A 14,602-nucleotide genomic window follows, 5' to 3' on the forward strand; every position below is an offset into this window, starting at 1 on the left:
GCGTCGGGATGACATCCGATCAGGCGGGAAGCGGTTTGCTGGTAATTTTCCTGGCTCTGGCAGGTGTTGCGCCCAGCGCCTGGAGAATCATTTCGCTGACCCGCAGATCGTGCTCCACCGCTGCACGGCCCTCGACAACCGAGCGCATTGCTCCCGTGGTGCATGACAAGACCATGTCCAGGGCAACGCCTTCGTCCACGTAGGCGAAAGTGCCCGCACGCAGCCCCTCGCGCAAATCGTCAAGGACATGGGTAGCCAGACGCGAGCGCATTGCCTGATCGAAATGGATGATGCGCAGCAACGCACTTGCCCATTGATGGTCGGTAGCGGCCCGACAGATAAACATGCGAACGCCAATCGAAAGCCGCTGCGCACCGCACTGCACGTCCGAGGTCAACACGGAAATGGCGTCAGAGAACTCCGCGGCCATGGCGATGCCCACCGCCTCCAGCACTTCGTCGCGCGTGCGGAAATAGTTGTAGATGGTCCCGTTGGATACCTCCGCTTCCGCGGCCACCTCCAACAGTGCGATCTCCCCCACCTCTTTGCGCGCAACCAGACGCAATGCCGCGTCCACCAGGCCGCGACGGGTGCGCTCACGCTTCTTGTAGCCCCTGGTAAGAGGTTGGGGCGCGGCATCTTCTGACGAAAGTGTGGGGGAATCCATGATCAAGCTCGCAATCGGGTGGGCTCGTTGATAGTAATGGAAACGCGGTCAGGCGTGGCGTCATCACGCATCAGCAGGCCCCGGCAGTCGCGAAGGAGACTGCCGGCCTCTGTGCCTGGGACGTGGTGCATGATGATACGGTCAGGACGTACGGCGACCAGTGTTCCTTTTGCAGCCAGCGGCAGGATGTCATGGTTCATGTCTTCGATGAAGTCACAACGGCCGCCGGAACGTTGACCCCGGGGTCTGACCTCCAGAAAGTGGCCCCCCATTTTTTCCCAGGAAACGATCTGATCAGTGGTGAGCAGCGACAACGGGTCAACACCGAATCCAACCAGGGTCAGGTTGTCTCCCAGTGCATCGTCGCTCAGCTTGATCTGCTTTTGCAGGGTGCGAACCCAGGCCTGGGGAAACAGGCTGCCACGTACCAACTGGTCACCCCTGCGATGCTGCACGAACAGGCCGTGCTTGAAGGTGTTTTTCGGCTTGATGTCCAACTGCTCGAAGTACCTTCTGGTCGCGGGGGTCAACGCCAGCGTGCGCATCAGGCCATGGATGAAGAATGCGGCGACCTTGTTCTTTGGCATCACCAGGCGGCCCATGAGCTTTGCCAGATTGATCATGGACTGGGCATGCGGGCGGCGCTCTGTATCATAGGTATCGAGTATCGCAGGCGCGGCGTGTCCACGAAGGACCCAAGCCAGCTTCCAGGCAAGGTTGGCACCATCACGAAGGCCCGCGACGAGACCTTGCCCCACAAAAGGAGGGGTGATGTGTGCGGCGTCGCCGACGAGGAAGGTACGTCCCTTGCTGAATCGATTGCAGCAACGCGCGTGGAATCGATAGACCGCCTTGCGCTCGATTTCCAATTCCTGCGGATTGACCCATGGCGCAATGAGCCGCGCGATGCTTTCCGGGCTTTCCAGCTCTTCCCGGGATTCACCGGGTTGCAGCATGAATTCCCAACGCTCCCTGCCACCGGGGGCGGGCATGTGCGGCGTGGGCCGCCGTGGATCACAGATAAACTCAATGTGATCAATGGCTGACTGATGCCGGTTCCTGGCATCGACAATCAACCAATCCTCCGCATAGGTTTGCCCTTCGAACTCCTGGCCGATCAGGGCCCTGACCCTGGAGCTGGCGCCATCCGCACCGATCAGGTACTGGGCGCGAACGGCATGTGACTGCCCATTTTCATCCCGTACGGTGGCGACCACGCCGTCCGCTTCCTCGACCAGACTCTCCAGCTCGAAACCACCCAGGCTGGTCACTGATTTCAGTCGGGAAACCTGGCCACGCATCGCTCGTTCGAGGTCGGGTTGATAGAACGTCACAAGCTTGGGGTGGCCATCGATGCACCCTTGAGTATCGGCTCGACCGAATTGCCCGAGGACCGGAGAGTGCATCCTCACTTCAGGGATAGCGATCTTTTCGAAAGCGTCCTCCGACAATCCGGCGAGTTGCAGGATGCGCAGGGCCTCGTTGTCCAGGGCAATGGCACGAGGCATCAGTACGATGTCATGGAGCTTGTCCAGCACCAGGGTCGTAACCCCGTAGCGGCCGAGCAGCGCCGCGATTGTCGCCCCTACCGGACCGTTACCGACGATCAGTACATCGACGGTGGAGGAAGGCAATTCGGAAACTTTCTTGTTGTTGTTCATCTTGAGCCCTTGTTGTGATTGAAGTCGTGAGGCGCACAGGTCTCATCGTCAGGCAGGGTCAAGGTATGCAATATTGAGGAATATTTCAATATTGATGTATTTGTCATAATTATTTGCGATCATTGAAAAGCCGTGATGAGGCCGAACGGGCGAGCTGAGAGGCTGGGCGTTACTGGCCGCGTCAAGGCAAAGAAGGTTCGTGACATGACGTTGTGGGTGCGCCAGTTTCCGACCGACGACGCTTGGCTTCAGCGTCGATCAGGGGTGTTATGGGAGCAATGGCCCATGATTGAAGCGCGTCACCGCGACGGGCCGAACCCAGGTCGAAGACGACCGATCCCGTGCGAATTTTCAGCACCCTGTTTTAAGTTTTCAGGAATTACCCGTGGCGCGTCCGCAGTCCCATCCGACCCCCGTTCTGCTGGGCTTCGGCGAGTTTGAGCTCGACGAGGCCAACGCTTGCCTGTTGCGTAATGGGCAAGCGGTGGCATTGGCGCCGACCCCTTTCTTATTGTTATGTGTGCTCGCCCGGCAGCCGGGGTCGTTGGTATCCAAAGACGCTTTGCTGGATGCCGTGTGGGGGCATCGGTTTGTCAGTGATTCAGTCCTGAAAACGGCCATCAGCGATCTGCGCAAGGTGTTGGGCGATGACCCCAAGCACCCTCGTTTTATCGCGACGGTGTCGCGGCGCGGCTATCGCTTTCTCTCCGTGTCGTCCTCTGCTTCTTCGATGCCACCTGCTGACACGGCCGTTTTGGCAGCCAGCTCACCTACGTTGCCGTCATTCATCGGTCGCATTGCCGAGATCGCCAGGCTGCAACGGGCCTGGGAGCGGGCCGGTGGCGGCCAGCGGGCCGTGGTCTTGCTTGCTGGAGAGCCGGGGATCGGCAAGACCACGTTGATCGAACATTTCCTCGCCGGCCTTGGCGGCATCGCTTGCGCACGTGGTCACTGCATGGAGCACTTCGGCACCGGCGAACCGTACCTGCCGGTACTGGAGGCGTTGGCCGATCTGTGCCGCAGCGCCCCGACCCTGCCAGCGTTGTTGCGCGAAGTAGCACCCACCTGGCTGTTGCAATTGCCGTGGCTGAGTAGCACGCAGGAACGAGACACATTGCGGCGCGAGCTGGCCGGCGTCGGCCCGGAACGCATGCTGAGGGAATTTGGTGAATTGTTGGACCGCTTCACAGAGCTGCGCCCGCTGTTGCTGGTAACCGAAGATCTGCACTGGAGCGACCGGGCGACGGTTCAGTTGATTAACTACATGGCGCGACGCCGTGGCCCCGCACGGCTCATGTGGCTATCAAGCTTCCGTCTTGCCGAAGTGGTGGCTCTCGAACATCCACTCAGCTCATTACGTCACGAACTGCGTCTGCAACGCTTGTGCGAGGAAGTAGTACTCGACCCGTTTTCCGAAACCGAGGTCGCCGACTATGTGGCGCTGCGTTCAGCCTCACTGGCATGCGATGAAGCCTTCGTGCGCGCCCTGCACGAACGGACCGACGGCGTACCGTTGTTCGTTTCCTCAATCATCACTGAAGTGATGGATGTAAAAGAGGACGAAACCACCATCGAAGCTCGGCTGGCGGATCTGGCGGTTCCCGAGAACCTGGCGGCCATCATCGATCACTACATTGCCAAGCTGGCTCCCGAGCAACGAACACTTCTCTGCGCGGCTGCGGTGTGCGGGTCCGATTTCCGGATTGAGACGGTTTCGCTCGCCCTCGAGCGCAATCTCACTTCGGTGATTGGTGCCTGTGAGGAACTGATGCGTGAGCAGGTATGGCTCACACAATCGCGGACACCCGATGTTGACGAAGCGGTAGAGCTGCCTTACTCGTTCCGCCATGCCCTTTTTCGTCAGGTGCTGTACGAACGCACGCCGCGTTCGTTGCGCATTGATCTCCATCGCCAGGTTGGCACTGTCCTCGAACGCGAGCGCTCGACCGGTGTGCCGGTTGCGGCCTCGGAACTGGCGATGCACTTCGACCGTGCTCGGCTGCCGATGATCGCGCTGCGCTATTACGCCGAGGCGGCAGAAGCCGCGCTACTGCACTTCAGCCCGGACTTGTGCATCGGCCTCACTGAGCGCGCCTTGGCCCTACTTATGCAGGCCCCCGAAGGAGCGGAACGCGATACGCTCGAAATTACCTTGGCCACGTTGCAGGGGGTTTCTGCTTTCCACATGTTCGGTGTCGGCAGCAAGGCCAAGGCCGCTTTCGAGCGGGGTTACACCCTGCTAGTGGAAGTCCCCGAGCACCCCATGCGCGGTCGCCTTTTGCACGGATTCGGCTATCTACTCGGTCTACGCGGCGACTATTTGCAGGCGTTGGACGTGGCAGAGCGTGCTGAAGCGCTCTCCCTTAACGCAAACGACCAAGAGCTCATGCTGGCGGCATGCATCGTTCAGGGCGAGGTGCATCACCTCCAGGGCCGCACGAAAATGACACGCAGCTGGTTAGAGCGCGCCCTCGCGATCGCCGAGCCGCTGGGCATAGGGACAAACGAGATCTTTGCGGCAGATCCCCAGGTCATGCTGCACGGAATGCTGGCCATCGAGCTGGTTCGGTCTGGTCTGATTGAGCAAGGGCGAACCCATATGCAGCAGGCACGAACCCGCGCGCATACGCTTCGACAACCTATGACATGGCTGGTCGCTACCTGGCAGGAGGTGTTGATCGAGGTACGACTGGGAAACTCTGTGCGGGTGGCAGCGCTGGCTGATGACATGCACAAGCTCGTCGATGAATATTCGCTCGCGCTTGGGCGCACGGCTTGCCGCTGGTGGCGCGGCTGGGCCGACGCGCGCAACGGTGCCCCTCACGACGGCTACCGTCACATCCGTGAGGCCTACGAGGAACACACTGGACTCGGTATGCGCTCCGGTGCCAGCGAAGTACTCGGCTACGCCGCCGAGGCGCTGCAACTGACAGGCGATTACGACGCAGCGCACGTTGAATTGCAGGAGGCCCTCCGGGTGGGAGAGGAATTGGGCGAACGCGTTTACCTGCCGCAGCTGTTGCTGTTGGAGGCCGCGATCGCTCGAGCTCAGGATCGGTCGGATGCCGGTAACGCGGCGGTACGGGCTGCGATTGAAGAGGCACGCGACCAGGAAGCATTGTGGCTGGAGCTGCTCGCGCTGATTGAATTATGTGAGTACCACGACGCCGTACCAGCGGATCGCCAAGCATTGGTGATGCTGATTGATCAGTTACCCGAAACGCATGCAACCGAACAGGTCAAACGTGCACGCTCGCTGATTGAGGCTGCTAATCGGGGTTGAAGTGACGGTTGTGGGAGCGCAGGTCATCCGACCGAAGTCCGACCTTTTGCTTACGACTCGAACCAGGGGGACGGCTTACGCTGGCATCGAACCTTCTAGAACCCCAGGTCTGCGATGAGCCTTAACCCTGAATCCAAATACCCGAGCCGCCGCGCATACGTCGTCAAGCTGCGCAGTGATGCCAGACCGGAGGCCCTGATGGGCCGACTCGAAAACCTGGTCACCGGACGTCAGCGCGAGTTCTCGTGCGCCGAAGAGTTGCTGGAGTCGATTGGCGAGGATCTGGCGACAGCAGCCGGTGAGCAGGCGATAGAAAGCGATGGTGAATGATCCTTTCCAGCATCGACAGACAAAGCGCATGGCGACCGAACGCTGACGGTTCGCTGACGACTTTGCGCACGCAGCCCCCTACGCTGACGCCACCTCGAACTACACGAGTCCATTTCCAATGCCGCGACTTTCCACCCCCCATCCGCTGCCCCGCCATGCGGATGGGACATCCTTGCAACGCACCAAGTGCCCAACCGCGTTCGCCCTGGCGGCAGCCTTGGCCACTTCGATCGCCATCGCCCTTTCCGGCTGCTCCACACCGGTTGTCAAGCCCTCGGTCGACTTGCCGAGTAACTTCACCGCGAGTACGGCGTCCGAGATGGAGCCCGAGGCGGCTTGGTGGGAGGTCTATCACGACCCATTGCTGACGGACCTGGTCCGTCGAGCCGCGCGGGAGAACCGCGACGTCAAGATTGCCGCCGAACGGTTGCGTGCCGCGCGTGCTGGAGAAACGGTCAGCCAGTCCTGGCTACTTCCGAGCGTCGGTGCGTCGGTCTCCGGCAGTGACCGCAGCACCGGCTTCAATTCGGCCATAAAACAGGGGTATCCGGATATCAAGACCGCCAGTGCGGGCTTGGACGTCTCGTGGGAACTCGACTTGAGTGGCCGCCTTAGAGCCGGCGCGGCGGCGGCTGACGCCGATGCGCTAGCCGCGGAACACAGCATGCGGGGAGTACGCCTGCTGGTGATAAGCGATGTCGTCAGCAACTACTTCACACTGGTCGGCGCGCAACGCCAGGTCGCAACGCTACGAGCAATCTCGGCGATGCAGGATGAAACGCTGCGCTTGGTTACCGCACGTCAACAGGTGGGGCTGGCATCCGCCTTCGACGTCGAACGCGCCCAAACCGACGCCTTGTCGGCGCGGGCGCAGATTCCGCCGTTGGAGACCCAAGTGGCGGTGGCCCGCCACCGTATCGCGGTGTTGATCGCCGACCAGTCTTTCAACAGCATCAACATTCAGCCCTCGAGCGGCGATATGACTGATGTGCCTGAGGCCAAGCCCGGGCAGCCGGCCGAATTGCTGCAACGCCGACCTGACGTGCTGGCGTTGATGGCTCAACTCGACGCTGCCAATGCACGTCGTCAGCAAGCGAAAGCTGAGTGGTTCCCGCAACTCTTTCTCGGTGCGTCCTTTGGCCGCCAGGGTCTGAACCTGAACGGAGCCGATCTTGGTGCTGCGCGCTTCACCAATGTCGCGGGTCTGCTGGCAATGCCGCTCTTCAACGCCGGACGCACGCAAGCAATCAACGATGCGGCCGAAAGCGCTCAACAAGAGGCAGTACTACGCGCCGAAGACGGCATCGTGCGTGCGCTTGAGGATGTGGAAAACGCCTTGGTCACGCTTGCGCAGGAACGCCGCCGTTCCGGGTCGCTGCAATTGGCCGCCGCTTCCGCAGAGACGGCGCAAAGTCGCGCCCAGTCGCTCTACAACCGCGGGCAGATCGACCTGTTGCCCCTGCTGGATTCGCAGCGCGCGCGCCTGGCGGCACGCCTGAGTTCCAACGAAAGCAACACCCGCCTGCTGCTTGATAGCGTGCAGCTCTACAAGGCACTGGGCGGGGGCTGGCAGGTGTTCGAACACCCCTCCAACCCAACCGCATCCGCCAAGGCCGAACGGCCACCACTTTCCTAAGAATCTGTCGTTTTCCAAAGAGGAACCGTCTTGAAGAATTCCCTTACTGCGGCCGGCGCCTTGGCCGTAGCGGTCATGCTGTCCGCGTGTAGCCCCGACCAGCCCTCTGTGCAGGCACCACGACCGGTGCGCACCGTTGCAATCAGCTACGACAATGCCCGCGACATCAGTCGCTATGTGGGCACCGTACAGTCGCGACATGAGGTTGACCAGGCCTTCCGCGTGGGTGGCAAGGTAGACCAGCGCAAGGTCGATGTAGGCCAGTTTGTGCGTGAAGGCGACATCCTGGCTGTGCTGGATGATAGCGACTACCGCCTCGCTGAAGAAACGTCGCGACAACAGTGGTCGGTTGCCGTCGAGCAGACTCGCCAAGCCGACTCGGACAATCAGCGCCTGTCCGCGCTGAAGGCTGACGGCTCGGTCAGTGCGGCCGATGCCGAGCGCGCGCATACCAATGCCCAGACCGCGCATGCGACCGCCGAGGCCGAAGCGCGAAAGCTCGAACTCGCGCGCAACCGGCTCAAGTACACCGTGCTGCGCGCCTCGCGTAGCGGCGTCGTCACGGCTGTGCGCTTTGAGGCAGGGCAGGTCGTGCCGGAGGGTCAACCGGTTGTCTCGATCGCGAACCCGGGCGAATCCGAGATCGTCATCGACGTGCCCGAGGATCAACTGGCTGTCTTCAAGGACGCGCGCTTCAAGGCCTCGCTGGCCAGTGCGCCGAACGAGATCTTCGATGTCACGCTGCGCGAGCTGTCGCCACAGGCGGCAGCGCAGACACGCACCTATCGCGCGCGGCTCAAGCCGTTACAGGCACTGCCGCTGGGCGCCACCGCCACGGTGATGGCCGAGCGAGTCATGACCAGTGTATCTGTGGCGGCAGTGCCAGCCACGGCATTGACGCAGAACGGCGGTCAGCCGGCGCTGTGGGTGGTCACGCCCACGGGCAAGGACCCCTTAGGCATCGTAGATCTGGAGCGTGTGGCAGTTTGGGGTTACCGCAACGACCAGGTGCTCGTCTCCGGGCCGCAGGCTGGCGCATTGATCGTCACCGCCGGTGTCCAGAAGATGACGTCCGGACTGAAGGTCGCGCTTCCCGGCGCGGCGATTGTTGACGCGAATACCACGCAGCAGGCCACTCGATGAACAATTTCAACCTCACCGACTGGGCGCTGCGCCATCGCGCCATCGTTCTGTTCATGCTCCTCATTGTCGCGGTGGCCGGTGCCTTCAGCTTCACCCGGCTCGGTCAGCTCGAGGATCCGAACTTTTCCGTGCCTTCCATGACCGCCATGGTCATCTGGCCGGGCGCCACTGCCCAGCAGTTGCAGGACCAGGTCCTCAACCGTATGGAGAAGAAATTCGAGCAGATCGACAACTTCGAGAAGGTTGTCACCTACGCGCGGCAAGGCTATGCCGGCATGACGCTCACCGTGCGCGGCGGGACTTCCAAGGCTGACCAGCGCGAAGCCTGGTACCAGGCGCGCAAGAAACTCAACGACCTGAGCCTCGAGATGCCTGACGGCGTGATCGGCCCGATCCTCAACGACGAGTACGGCGACGTGTATGGCCTGATGTACGCGGTCAAGGGCGACGGTGTCGGCCACGCCGACCTGTCGGACGCGGCCGAGGACATCAAGCGCCAGATGCTGAAGGTGCCGATGGTCAAAAAGATCGATCTCATCGGCAAGCAGGCCAAGCGTGTCTACGTCGAGTTCTCACACGAACGCCTGGCAGCGCTGGGCATTACACCGCTGGCCATCGCCGAAAGCCTCAAGAGCCAGAACGCGATGTTGCCCGCAGGCCAGATCGACACCCGAGGCGACCGTGTCATGGTGCGCGTGAGCGGCCAATTCGCCAGCGAAGAGGCTATCCGCAATGTGCCCATCTCCGCGGGCAGCCGGCTGATCAAGCTCGGCGACATCGCAACCGTTACACGTGGCTTCGAGGATCCGCCGACCTACACGGTACGCCACAACGGCCAGCCAGTGCTGATGCTCGGCATCACAATGACCAGCGACGGCAACATCGTGGACCTTGGCAAGGCGATGGACATGGCAGTCGCCAGGATCCAGTCGGAACTTCCGCATGGCGTGGAACTGGAACTCGTGGCCGACCAGCCCACCACGGTGAGGGATGCAATCCTGGACTTCGGGCGTGCGCTGGCCGAGGCGCTGATCATCGTGATTGCGGTGAGCCTGGCCAGTCTGGGCTGGCGCGCAGGCCTCGTGGTCGCGGCCACAGTGCCGCTGGTGCTGGGCGGCGTGGCGCTGGTGATGCTGGCAATGGGCTGGAACCTCGAGCGCATCTCGCTCGGCTCACTGATTATCGCGTTGGGACTACTGGTGGATGACGCCATCATCGCCATCGAGATGATGGTGGCGAAGATGGAAACCGGCATGGATCGCGTGAAGGCCGCCGCCTTCTCCTATCAGTCCACCGCCATGCCGCGCCTGACTGGCGCGCTGATCACGGTCGTGGGCTTCCTGCCGATCGGCCTCTCGAAGTCCACCACCGGCGAGTACGCGGGGGGCATTTTCTGGATCGTCGGCGCCGCGGTGCTGTTCTCGTGGATCTGTTCCGGCATCTTCACACCGTACCTGGCGGTCAAGATGCTGCCCAACGACTTGGGCACGCACCAGCACGCTGATCCGCACGACACCAGGTTTTACCGCAACCTGCGCCGCCTGATCGACGCCGCCATCGAGCGCCGCTGGGTGGTCATCGGTGCGACGGTGGGTGCTCTGGTGCTCGCTCTGGCCTGTATCAAGCTGGTGCCGCAGCAATTCTTCCCCAACAGTTCGCGTCCTGAACTGGTCATTGACCTGCGTGTCAAGGAAGGCTCTTCGTTCGCCGCGACGACCCAGCAGGTCAAACATATGGAGGAGATCCTGGCGAAAGACGAGGACGTGCGTTTCTATACCGCCTACACCGGCGCTGGCGCACCGCGCTTCTATCTCTCGCTCAACCCCGAGCTGCCCAATCCGGGTTTTGCCCAGTTCGTTGTGATGACCAAAAATCTGGAGGCACGCGAGCGAGTACGTGCGCGACTGGTGGCCTCGGCTGACCAACAATTCCCGCAGGCGTGGGTGCGCGTGACCCGGCTCGAGTTGGGGCCGCCTGTCGGCTACCCGGTGCAGTTCCGCGTCGTAGGCCCCGATACCCAGGTGGTGCGCAAGATCGCCCGCGACGTAGAGAAGGTAGTGGCGTCCAATCCGAAGGTGCGCGACCTCCAGCTCGACTGGAATGACCCGGTGCGAACACTGAAAGTGGAGCTTGATCAGGAGAAGGCGAGCGCGCTTGGCCTCACGCCGGCCGACGTGTCGCTGGCGACCCAGACCGTGATGAACGGCGCAACCCTGTCGCAGCTGCGTGAGCGCGAGGACCTGATCGACATCGTGGCCCGTGCCGTGCCAGAGGAACGCTTGAACCTCGACACACTGAAAAACATCAACCTTTACACACGCCAGGGCACAGTGGTGCCGCTGTCGCAAGTCGCCCAGGTGCGCGCTGAACTGGAAGAGCCAGTACTGTGGCGCCGTAACCGCGACATGGCGATCACTGTGCGCGCCGACGTGAAGGATGGAGAGCAAGGTGTATCGGTGACGCAGGAAATCCAGCCGTTGCTCAAGGACATTGAAGCCAAGCTGCCGACCGGTTACCGCATCGATACAGGCGGAGCGGTTGAGGAAAGTGACAAGGCCAACAAGGCGCTGCTCGCGGTGGCTCCGTTGATGCTGATCACCATCCTGCTGTTGCTCATGCTGCAACTGCAGAACTTCTCCCGCATGTGGATGGTGATGCTGACCGCACCGCTGGGCTTGATCGGTGTGGTGCCGGCGCTGCTGGTATTTCAATCGCCGCTAGGCTTCGTCGCGATCCTGGGCATTATCGCCCTGGGTGGCATGATTATGCGAAACGCGGTGATTCTGATCGATCAAATACAAATCGAGATCGCTGAGGGCCGCGACCCCTGGAATGCTGTGCTGGATGCCGCCATTCACCGAGCGCGTCCGGTGATGCTGACGGCGCTGGCCACCGTCCTCGCAATGGTCCCGCTCACGCGAAGTGTGTTCTGGGGGCCGATGGCGATTGCGATTATGGGGGGGCTCACCGTGGCGACGCTGCTAACGATTTTCTTCGTCCCGGCATTGTACGCCGCATGGTTCAAGGTACGTCGCGGCGTAACGGCTGACGCCCAGCGGGTGATGGCAGACACCTCCCTGGTTCCTGAGTAGCAAGGGGCCGGAAATGCACGAGCCCTTGCCGCTGGAGGTCGCTCGTGCAATTTCCGCCGGTAAGGAACGATCCGACCTCTGTGGCTCTGTTTTACGCATTCATCATCAATCTGAGCGTCGTCGAACAGGCCCCATCTCATTTTTTACCCAGCCGCGCACCAGGCTTGCCTTGAGAGCTCAACCAGAGCGCTCAAGGCAAGCCTGGTGCGCGTCTTCATGGAACAACCAACACCATGTGGAAAATTCTAGGGGTAACCCTGATTGCCTTGGTCGCCGCGGCCTGTACTGCGTTGGGGATTTTCTTGACCCAGTTCGAACCCGCTATCCAATCTGCCGTCGAGAACGAAGGTGGGCTGGCCACCCAAACTTCAGTGCTCGTGGGCAGTGTCCAATTCTCGCCTTTTACAGGTGCTGGCACGCTAGATGGGCTTACCGTAGGCAACCCAAATAATTTCTCATCGCCTTATGCTGTCGTGGTGAACCGTATCGCCCTACAAGTGGAACGTAGCTCCCTTTTTGGCAGTGGCCCCATCGTCGTAGAAACCGCGACCTTGATTGCCCCGCAGATCACTTACCAGGCACAAAATCCGACAGCCACGAGTAACCTGGAGACCATCAAGCAGAATGCCCGGTTTTACGCCGGCACACCGGCCGCTATTCGGGCGGGAAACTCCATGCGCAAGGTCATCATTCGCGACCTGACCATAATGGGGGGGGCGATTTCACTGAACATCCCGTTATCCGCAGACAGGCTTACCGTACCGCTTCCTCCGCTGTATCTCTCCAACATCGGCGTGACCACCGACGGTGCCACCCTGCCCGAAATCATTCGCGCCATATCCGAGGAACTGGCGGATGCGGCCAAACAGGTAGTCGTCCAAGCTATAGTCCAGAAGATCAAATCCGTTGTTGAGCGGTTGCCCCCGCCTCAACGTGCACTACCAAAGTTGCCAGCGCCGCCGCCTTTGCCTCAGCCATCTCTCTCATCCGCGCTCTCAAGTGCGAAACCGGTACTACCCCCGCCAGATCTTCCTGGCAAAAAAATCCTGCCATCTCCTCCTGAACCACCTATCAGTAGTCGTCTGCCGACCTTACCCGAACCGCCACGGATCAAATCACCTCCACCCGGTATTTTGCCTTTTCCGCCGCCGCCTGGGTTTTAGAGCTCTATGGGGTGAAATTGCACGCCACTTGAGCCTCTGTTTGCATTCGACTTGACCGGCAGCTATCGCCGACGAGCGGCAGCCTTGCGGCGGCCCAATGCGCTAGCCTTTAAACGCTTGCCCGAGCAGCCAGCGAGCCCATGGGACGGTGCATGCCGCCCACAGGCATCACGACCGCCATCAATTCCCGGAAGAAGCACCGTGGCCAAATACCTGATCTCTTTTCCAAGCGCGGCGATGGTTGTGCCCGAAGGCGAATGGGGAGCGGTGCGCCGCGACTCACACGCTGTGATTGATGAGGCGAAAACCGCCGGTGTCTATGTCTTCGGCGGCGGAATCGACAACTACGTACCGCCCATACTCGTCTCTGCCGACGGCGCGGTTGCAATGGGCGGCTATCCTTGGGCGCCCACGCTCGACGGCGGCTTCACTGTGCTGGAACTGCCTTCGCGCGATGAGGCCATCGCGTGGGCGGCGCGCATCGCCAAGGCCTGTCGCTGCGCCCAGGAACTGCGCGTCTTCGGGTTCGACCCGCAGTCCTGAGGGCAGCACTGAAACCGGCAAGTGCGGCCTGACACTTCATTCATTGCAGATCATCACAGGTACGCCCCACCATGCGAAATCCACTCAAGCATTCAAGCGTTCGTCTTGGTTTTTTACTGGGTGTTATCTCAATGGGGCTGACCGCTTGCACCAGCGACGAGAACATGACTGCAGCGACTAAAGAAATTACTCGACCCCCTGTCGATGACAGCGAGACGTCGTCTGTGCGAATCACAACGAGTTGGCTACAACACTCACTTAGCCAAACGGGCTGCCTGCAGCACGCCAGAGCGGCTCTTACAAAAGCGAGATATTTTGTTGAAGCAGGAGAAAGATCAGTCTATGGGTTGCGTGAAGGCATGACTTTTTCGATTCGCTGCGACTACGAAGGCGTTGCTTTTCTCGCAGTAGCTTATCGCCACAGGCCAAGTACTCAAACCCAGGATCGGATCTTGAATGAAATCACCAGGCTTTTTTAAGGACTGCAGCATTCGGCCAGGAGCGGACGTAACCATGATGCCTTGATATTCTGTGTGACCGATCGCCGAAGGACATCAACGCACATGGAAATTGCACCACGGTTCATCATTCATGAAACCGATCATTGGATACTCAATCATCACATGTCATCCGCGCTCCCTGGTTATTTGATGCTCGGTTCGCGGACTCACGCCAACTCGCTGGCCGACCTTCCGGGCAGTGCCCTGACAGAGTTGGGTGGCCTGCTCGCAGCAGTTCAGAAAGCCATTGAATCGCGACTAAAGCCGAAGTGGATCTACATCAGTCGATTCGGCCATGACCCTGGCTATCCCATTCATTTCCATTTCATCCCTGTGTATCACTGGGTCGAAGAGCTGTTCTGGAAGGATGCGAGATACAGACTCCTGGAGACCTTCGCTACAGTGGAAAGCGCTCAATCACTGACTGACGGAGCAGAACTGACACTGTTCATCTGGCGCGAATTTGGGGAGAGCCCGGAGCCACCAGCCACCCAAGGACCTTCCATCAACCAAGTCATTAATGATTTTCGCGAATCATTCAAATAGGACCACGAGCCTGTCCGCTTCGGCTCGAAAATCAACCC

General features: G+C 60.6%; 11 protein-coding genes. 9 read left to right on the forward strand and 2 right to left on the reverse strand.

Annotation, left to right across the window (positions count from 1 at the left end; genetic code table 11):
- Positions 1 to 19 precede the first annotated feature (19 nt).
- The gene (locus tag CD175_RS08700; protein WP_104448547.1) at positions 20 to 667 is read right to left on the reverse strand and encodes a TetR/AcrR family transcriptional regulator; all 648 of its coding nucleotides are present in this window, start codon (positions 665 to 667) and stop codon (positions 20 to 22) included.
- 2 nt (positions 668 to 669) lie between these two features.
- Positions 670 to 2,328 (reverse strand): bifunctional 3-(3-hydroxy-phenyl)propionate/3-hydroxycinnamic acid hydroxylase MhpA, encoded by a 1,659-nt coding sequence (gene mhpA / locus CD175_RS08705; RefSeq protein WP_104448548.1) that lies wholly within the window; start codon positions 2,326 to 2,328, stop codon positions 670 to 672.
- Between the two features lie 385 nt (positions 2,329 to 2,713).
- Between mhpA and CD175_RS08710 the strand changes: the two genes are divergently transcribed.
- The 9 genes from CD175_RS08710 to CD175_RS08745 all read left to right on the forward strand — a co-directional run bounded on the left by CD175_RS08710 (position 2,714) and on the right by CD175_RS08745 (position 14,564).
- Positions 2,714 to 5,611, forward strand: a complete 2,898-nt coding sequence (locus CD175_RS08710) for an AAA family ATPase (RefSeq protein ID WP_104448549.1) — start codon at positions 2,714 to 2,716, stop codon at positions 5,609 to 5,611.
- A gap of 114 nt (positions 5,612 to 5,725) precedes the next feature.
- Positions 5,726 to 5,941, forward strand: coding sequence for a hypothetical protein (locus tag CD175_RS08715; RefSeq protein WP_104448550.1), 216 nt, complete (start codon positions 5,726 to 5,728; stop codon positions 5,939 to 5,941).
- 172 nt (positions 5,942 to 6,113) lie between these two features.
- Positions 6,114 to 7,577 (forward strand): efflux transporter outer membrane subunit, encoded by a 1,464-nt coding sequence (locus CD175_RS08720; protein ID WP_240628951.1) that lies wholly within the window; start codon positions 6,114 to 6,116, stop codon positions 7,575 to 7,577.
- A 30-nt stretch (positions 7,578 to 7,607) separates the two neighbouring features.
- The gene (locus tag CD175_RS08725) at positions 7,608 to 8,720 is read left to right on the forward strand and encodes an efflux RND transporter periplasmic adaptor subunit (RefSeq protein WP_104448552.1); all 1,113 of its coding nucleotides are present in this window, start codon (positions 7,608 to 7,610) and stop codon (positions 8,718 to 8,720) included.
- The gene (locus tag CD175_RS08730) at positions 8,717 to 11,812 is read left to right on the forward strand and encodes an efflux RND transporter permease subunit (protein ID WP_104448553.1); all 3,096 of its coding nucleotides are present in this window, start codon (positions 8,717 to 8,719) and stop codon (positions 11,810 to 11,812) included. Before CD175_RS08725 ends, CD175_RS08730 begins: the two co-directional genes overlap by 4 nt.
- A gap of 233 nt (positions 11,813 to 12,045) precedes the next feature.
- Positions 12,046 to 12,975, forward strand: a complete 930-nt coding sequence (locus CD175_RS08735; protein ID WP_104448554.1) for an AsmA family protein — start codon at positions 12,046 to 12,048, stop codon at positions 12,973 to 12,975.
- 201 nt (positions 12,976 to 13,176) lie between these two features.
- Positions 13,177 to 13,518, forward strand: coding sequence for a YciI family protein (locus tag CD175_RS08740; protein WP_104448555.1), 342 nt, complete (start codon positions 13,177 to 13,179; stop codon positions 13,516 to 13,518).
- A 71-nt stretch (positions 13,519 to 13,589) separates the two neighbouring features.
- Entirely contained in the window at positions 13,590 to 13,997 is a 408-nt protein-coding gene (locus CD175_RS31035) for a hypothetical protein (protein WP_146094561.1), read from the forward strand.
- 84 nt (positions 13,998 to 14,081) lie between these two features.
- Positions 14,082 to 14,564 carry an HIT family protein gene (locus tag CD175_RS08745; RefSeq protein WP_104448556.1) on the forward strand — a complete coding sequence of 161 codons (483 nt, stop codon included), beginning with the start codon at positions 14,082 to 14,084 and terminating at the stop codon, positions 14,562 to 14,564.
- Positions 14,565 to 14,602: the final 38 nt, after the last annotated feature.

It is taken from the genome of Pseudomonas laurylsulfatiphila, assembly GCF_002934665.1.
Lineage (GTDB): Bacteria > Pseudomonadota > Gammaproteobacteria > Pseudomonadales > Pseudomonadaceae > Aquipseudomonas > Aquipseudomonas laurylsulfatiphila.

What these genes read in the sequence shown, in the direction of transcription:
- CD175_RS31035 (WP_146094561.1), top strand. Translation starts at nt 13,590, where the DNA reads ATGCGAAATCCACTCAAGCATTCAAGCGTTCGTCTTGGTTTTTTACTG.
- CD175_RS08715 (WP_104448550.1), top strand. Translation starts at nt 5,726, where the DNA reads ATGAGCCTTAACCCTGAATCCAAATACCCGAGCCGCCGCGCATACGTC.
- mhpA (WP_104448548.1), bottom strand. Translation starts at nt 2,328, where the DNA reads ATGAACAACAACAAGAAAGTTTCCGAATTGCCTTCCTCCACCGTCGAT.
- CD175_RS08735 (WP_104448554.1), top strand. Translation starts at nt 12,046, where the DNA reads ATGTGGAAAATTCTAGGGGTAACCCTGATTGCCTTGGTCGCCGCGGCC.
- CD175_RS08745 (WP_104448556.1), top strand. Translation starts at nt 14,082, where the DNA reads ATGGAAATTGCACCACGGTTCATCATTCATGAAACCGATCATTGGATA.
- CD175_RS08730 (WP_104448553.1), top strand. Translation starts at nt 8,717, where the DNA reads ATGAACAATTTCAACCTCACCGACTGGGCGCTGCGCCATCGCGCCATC.
- CD175_RS08700 (WP_104448547.1), bottom strand. Translation starts at nt 667, where the DNA reads ATGGATTCCCCCACACTTTCGTCAGAAGATGCCGCGCCCCAACCTCTT.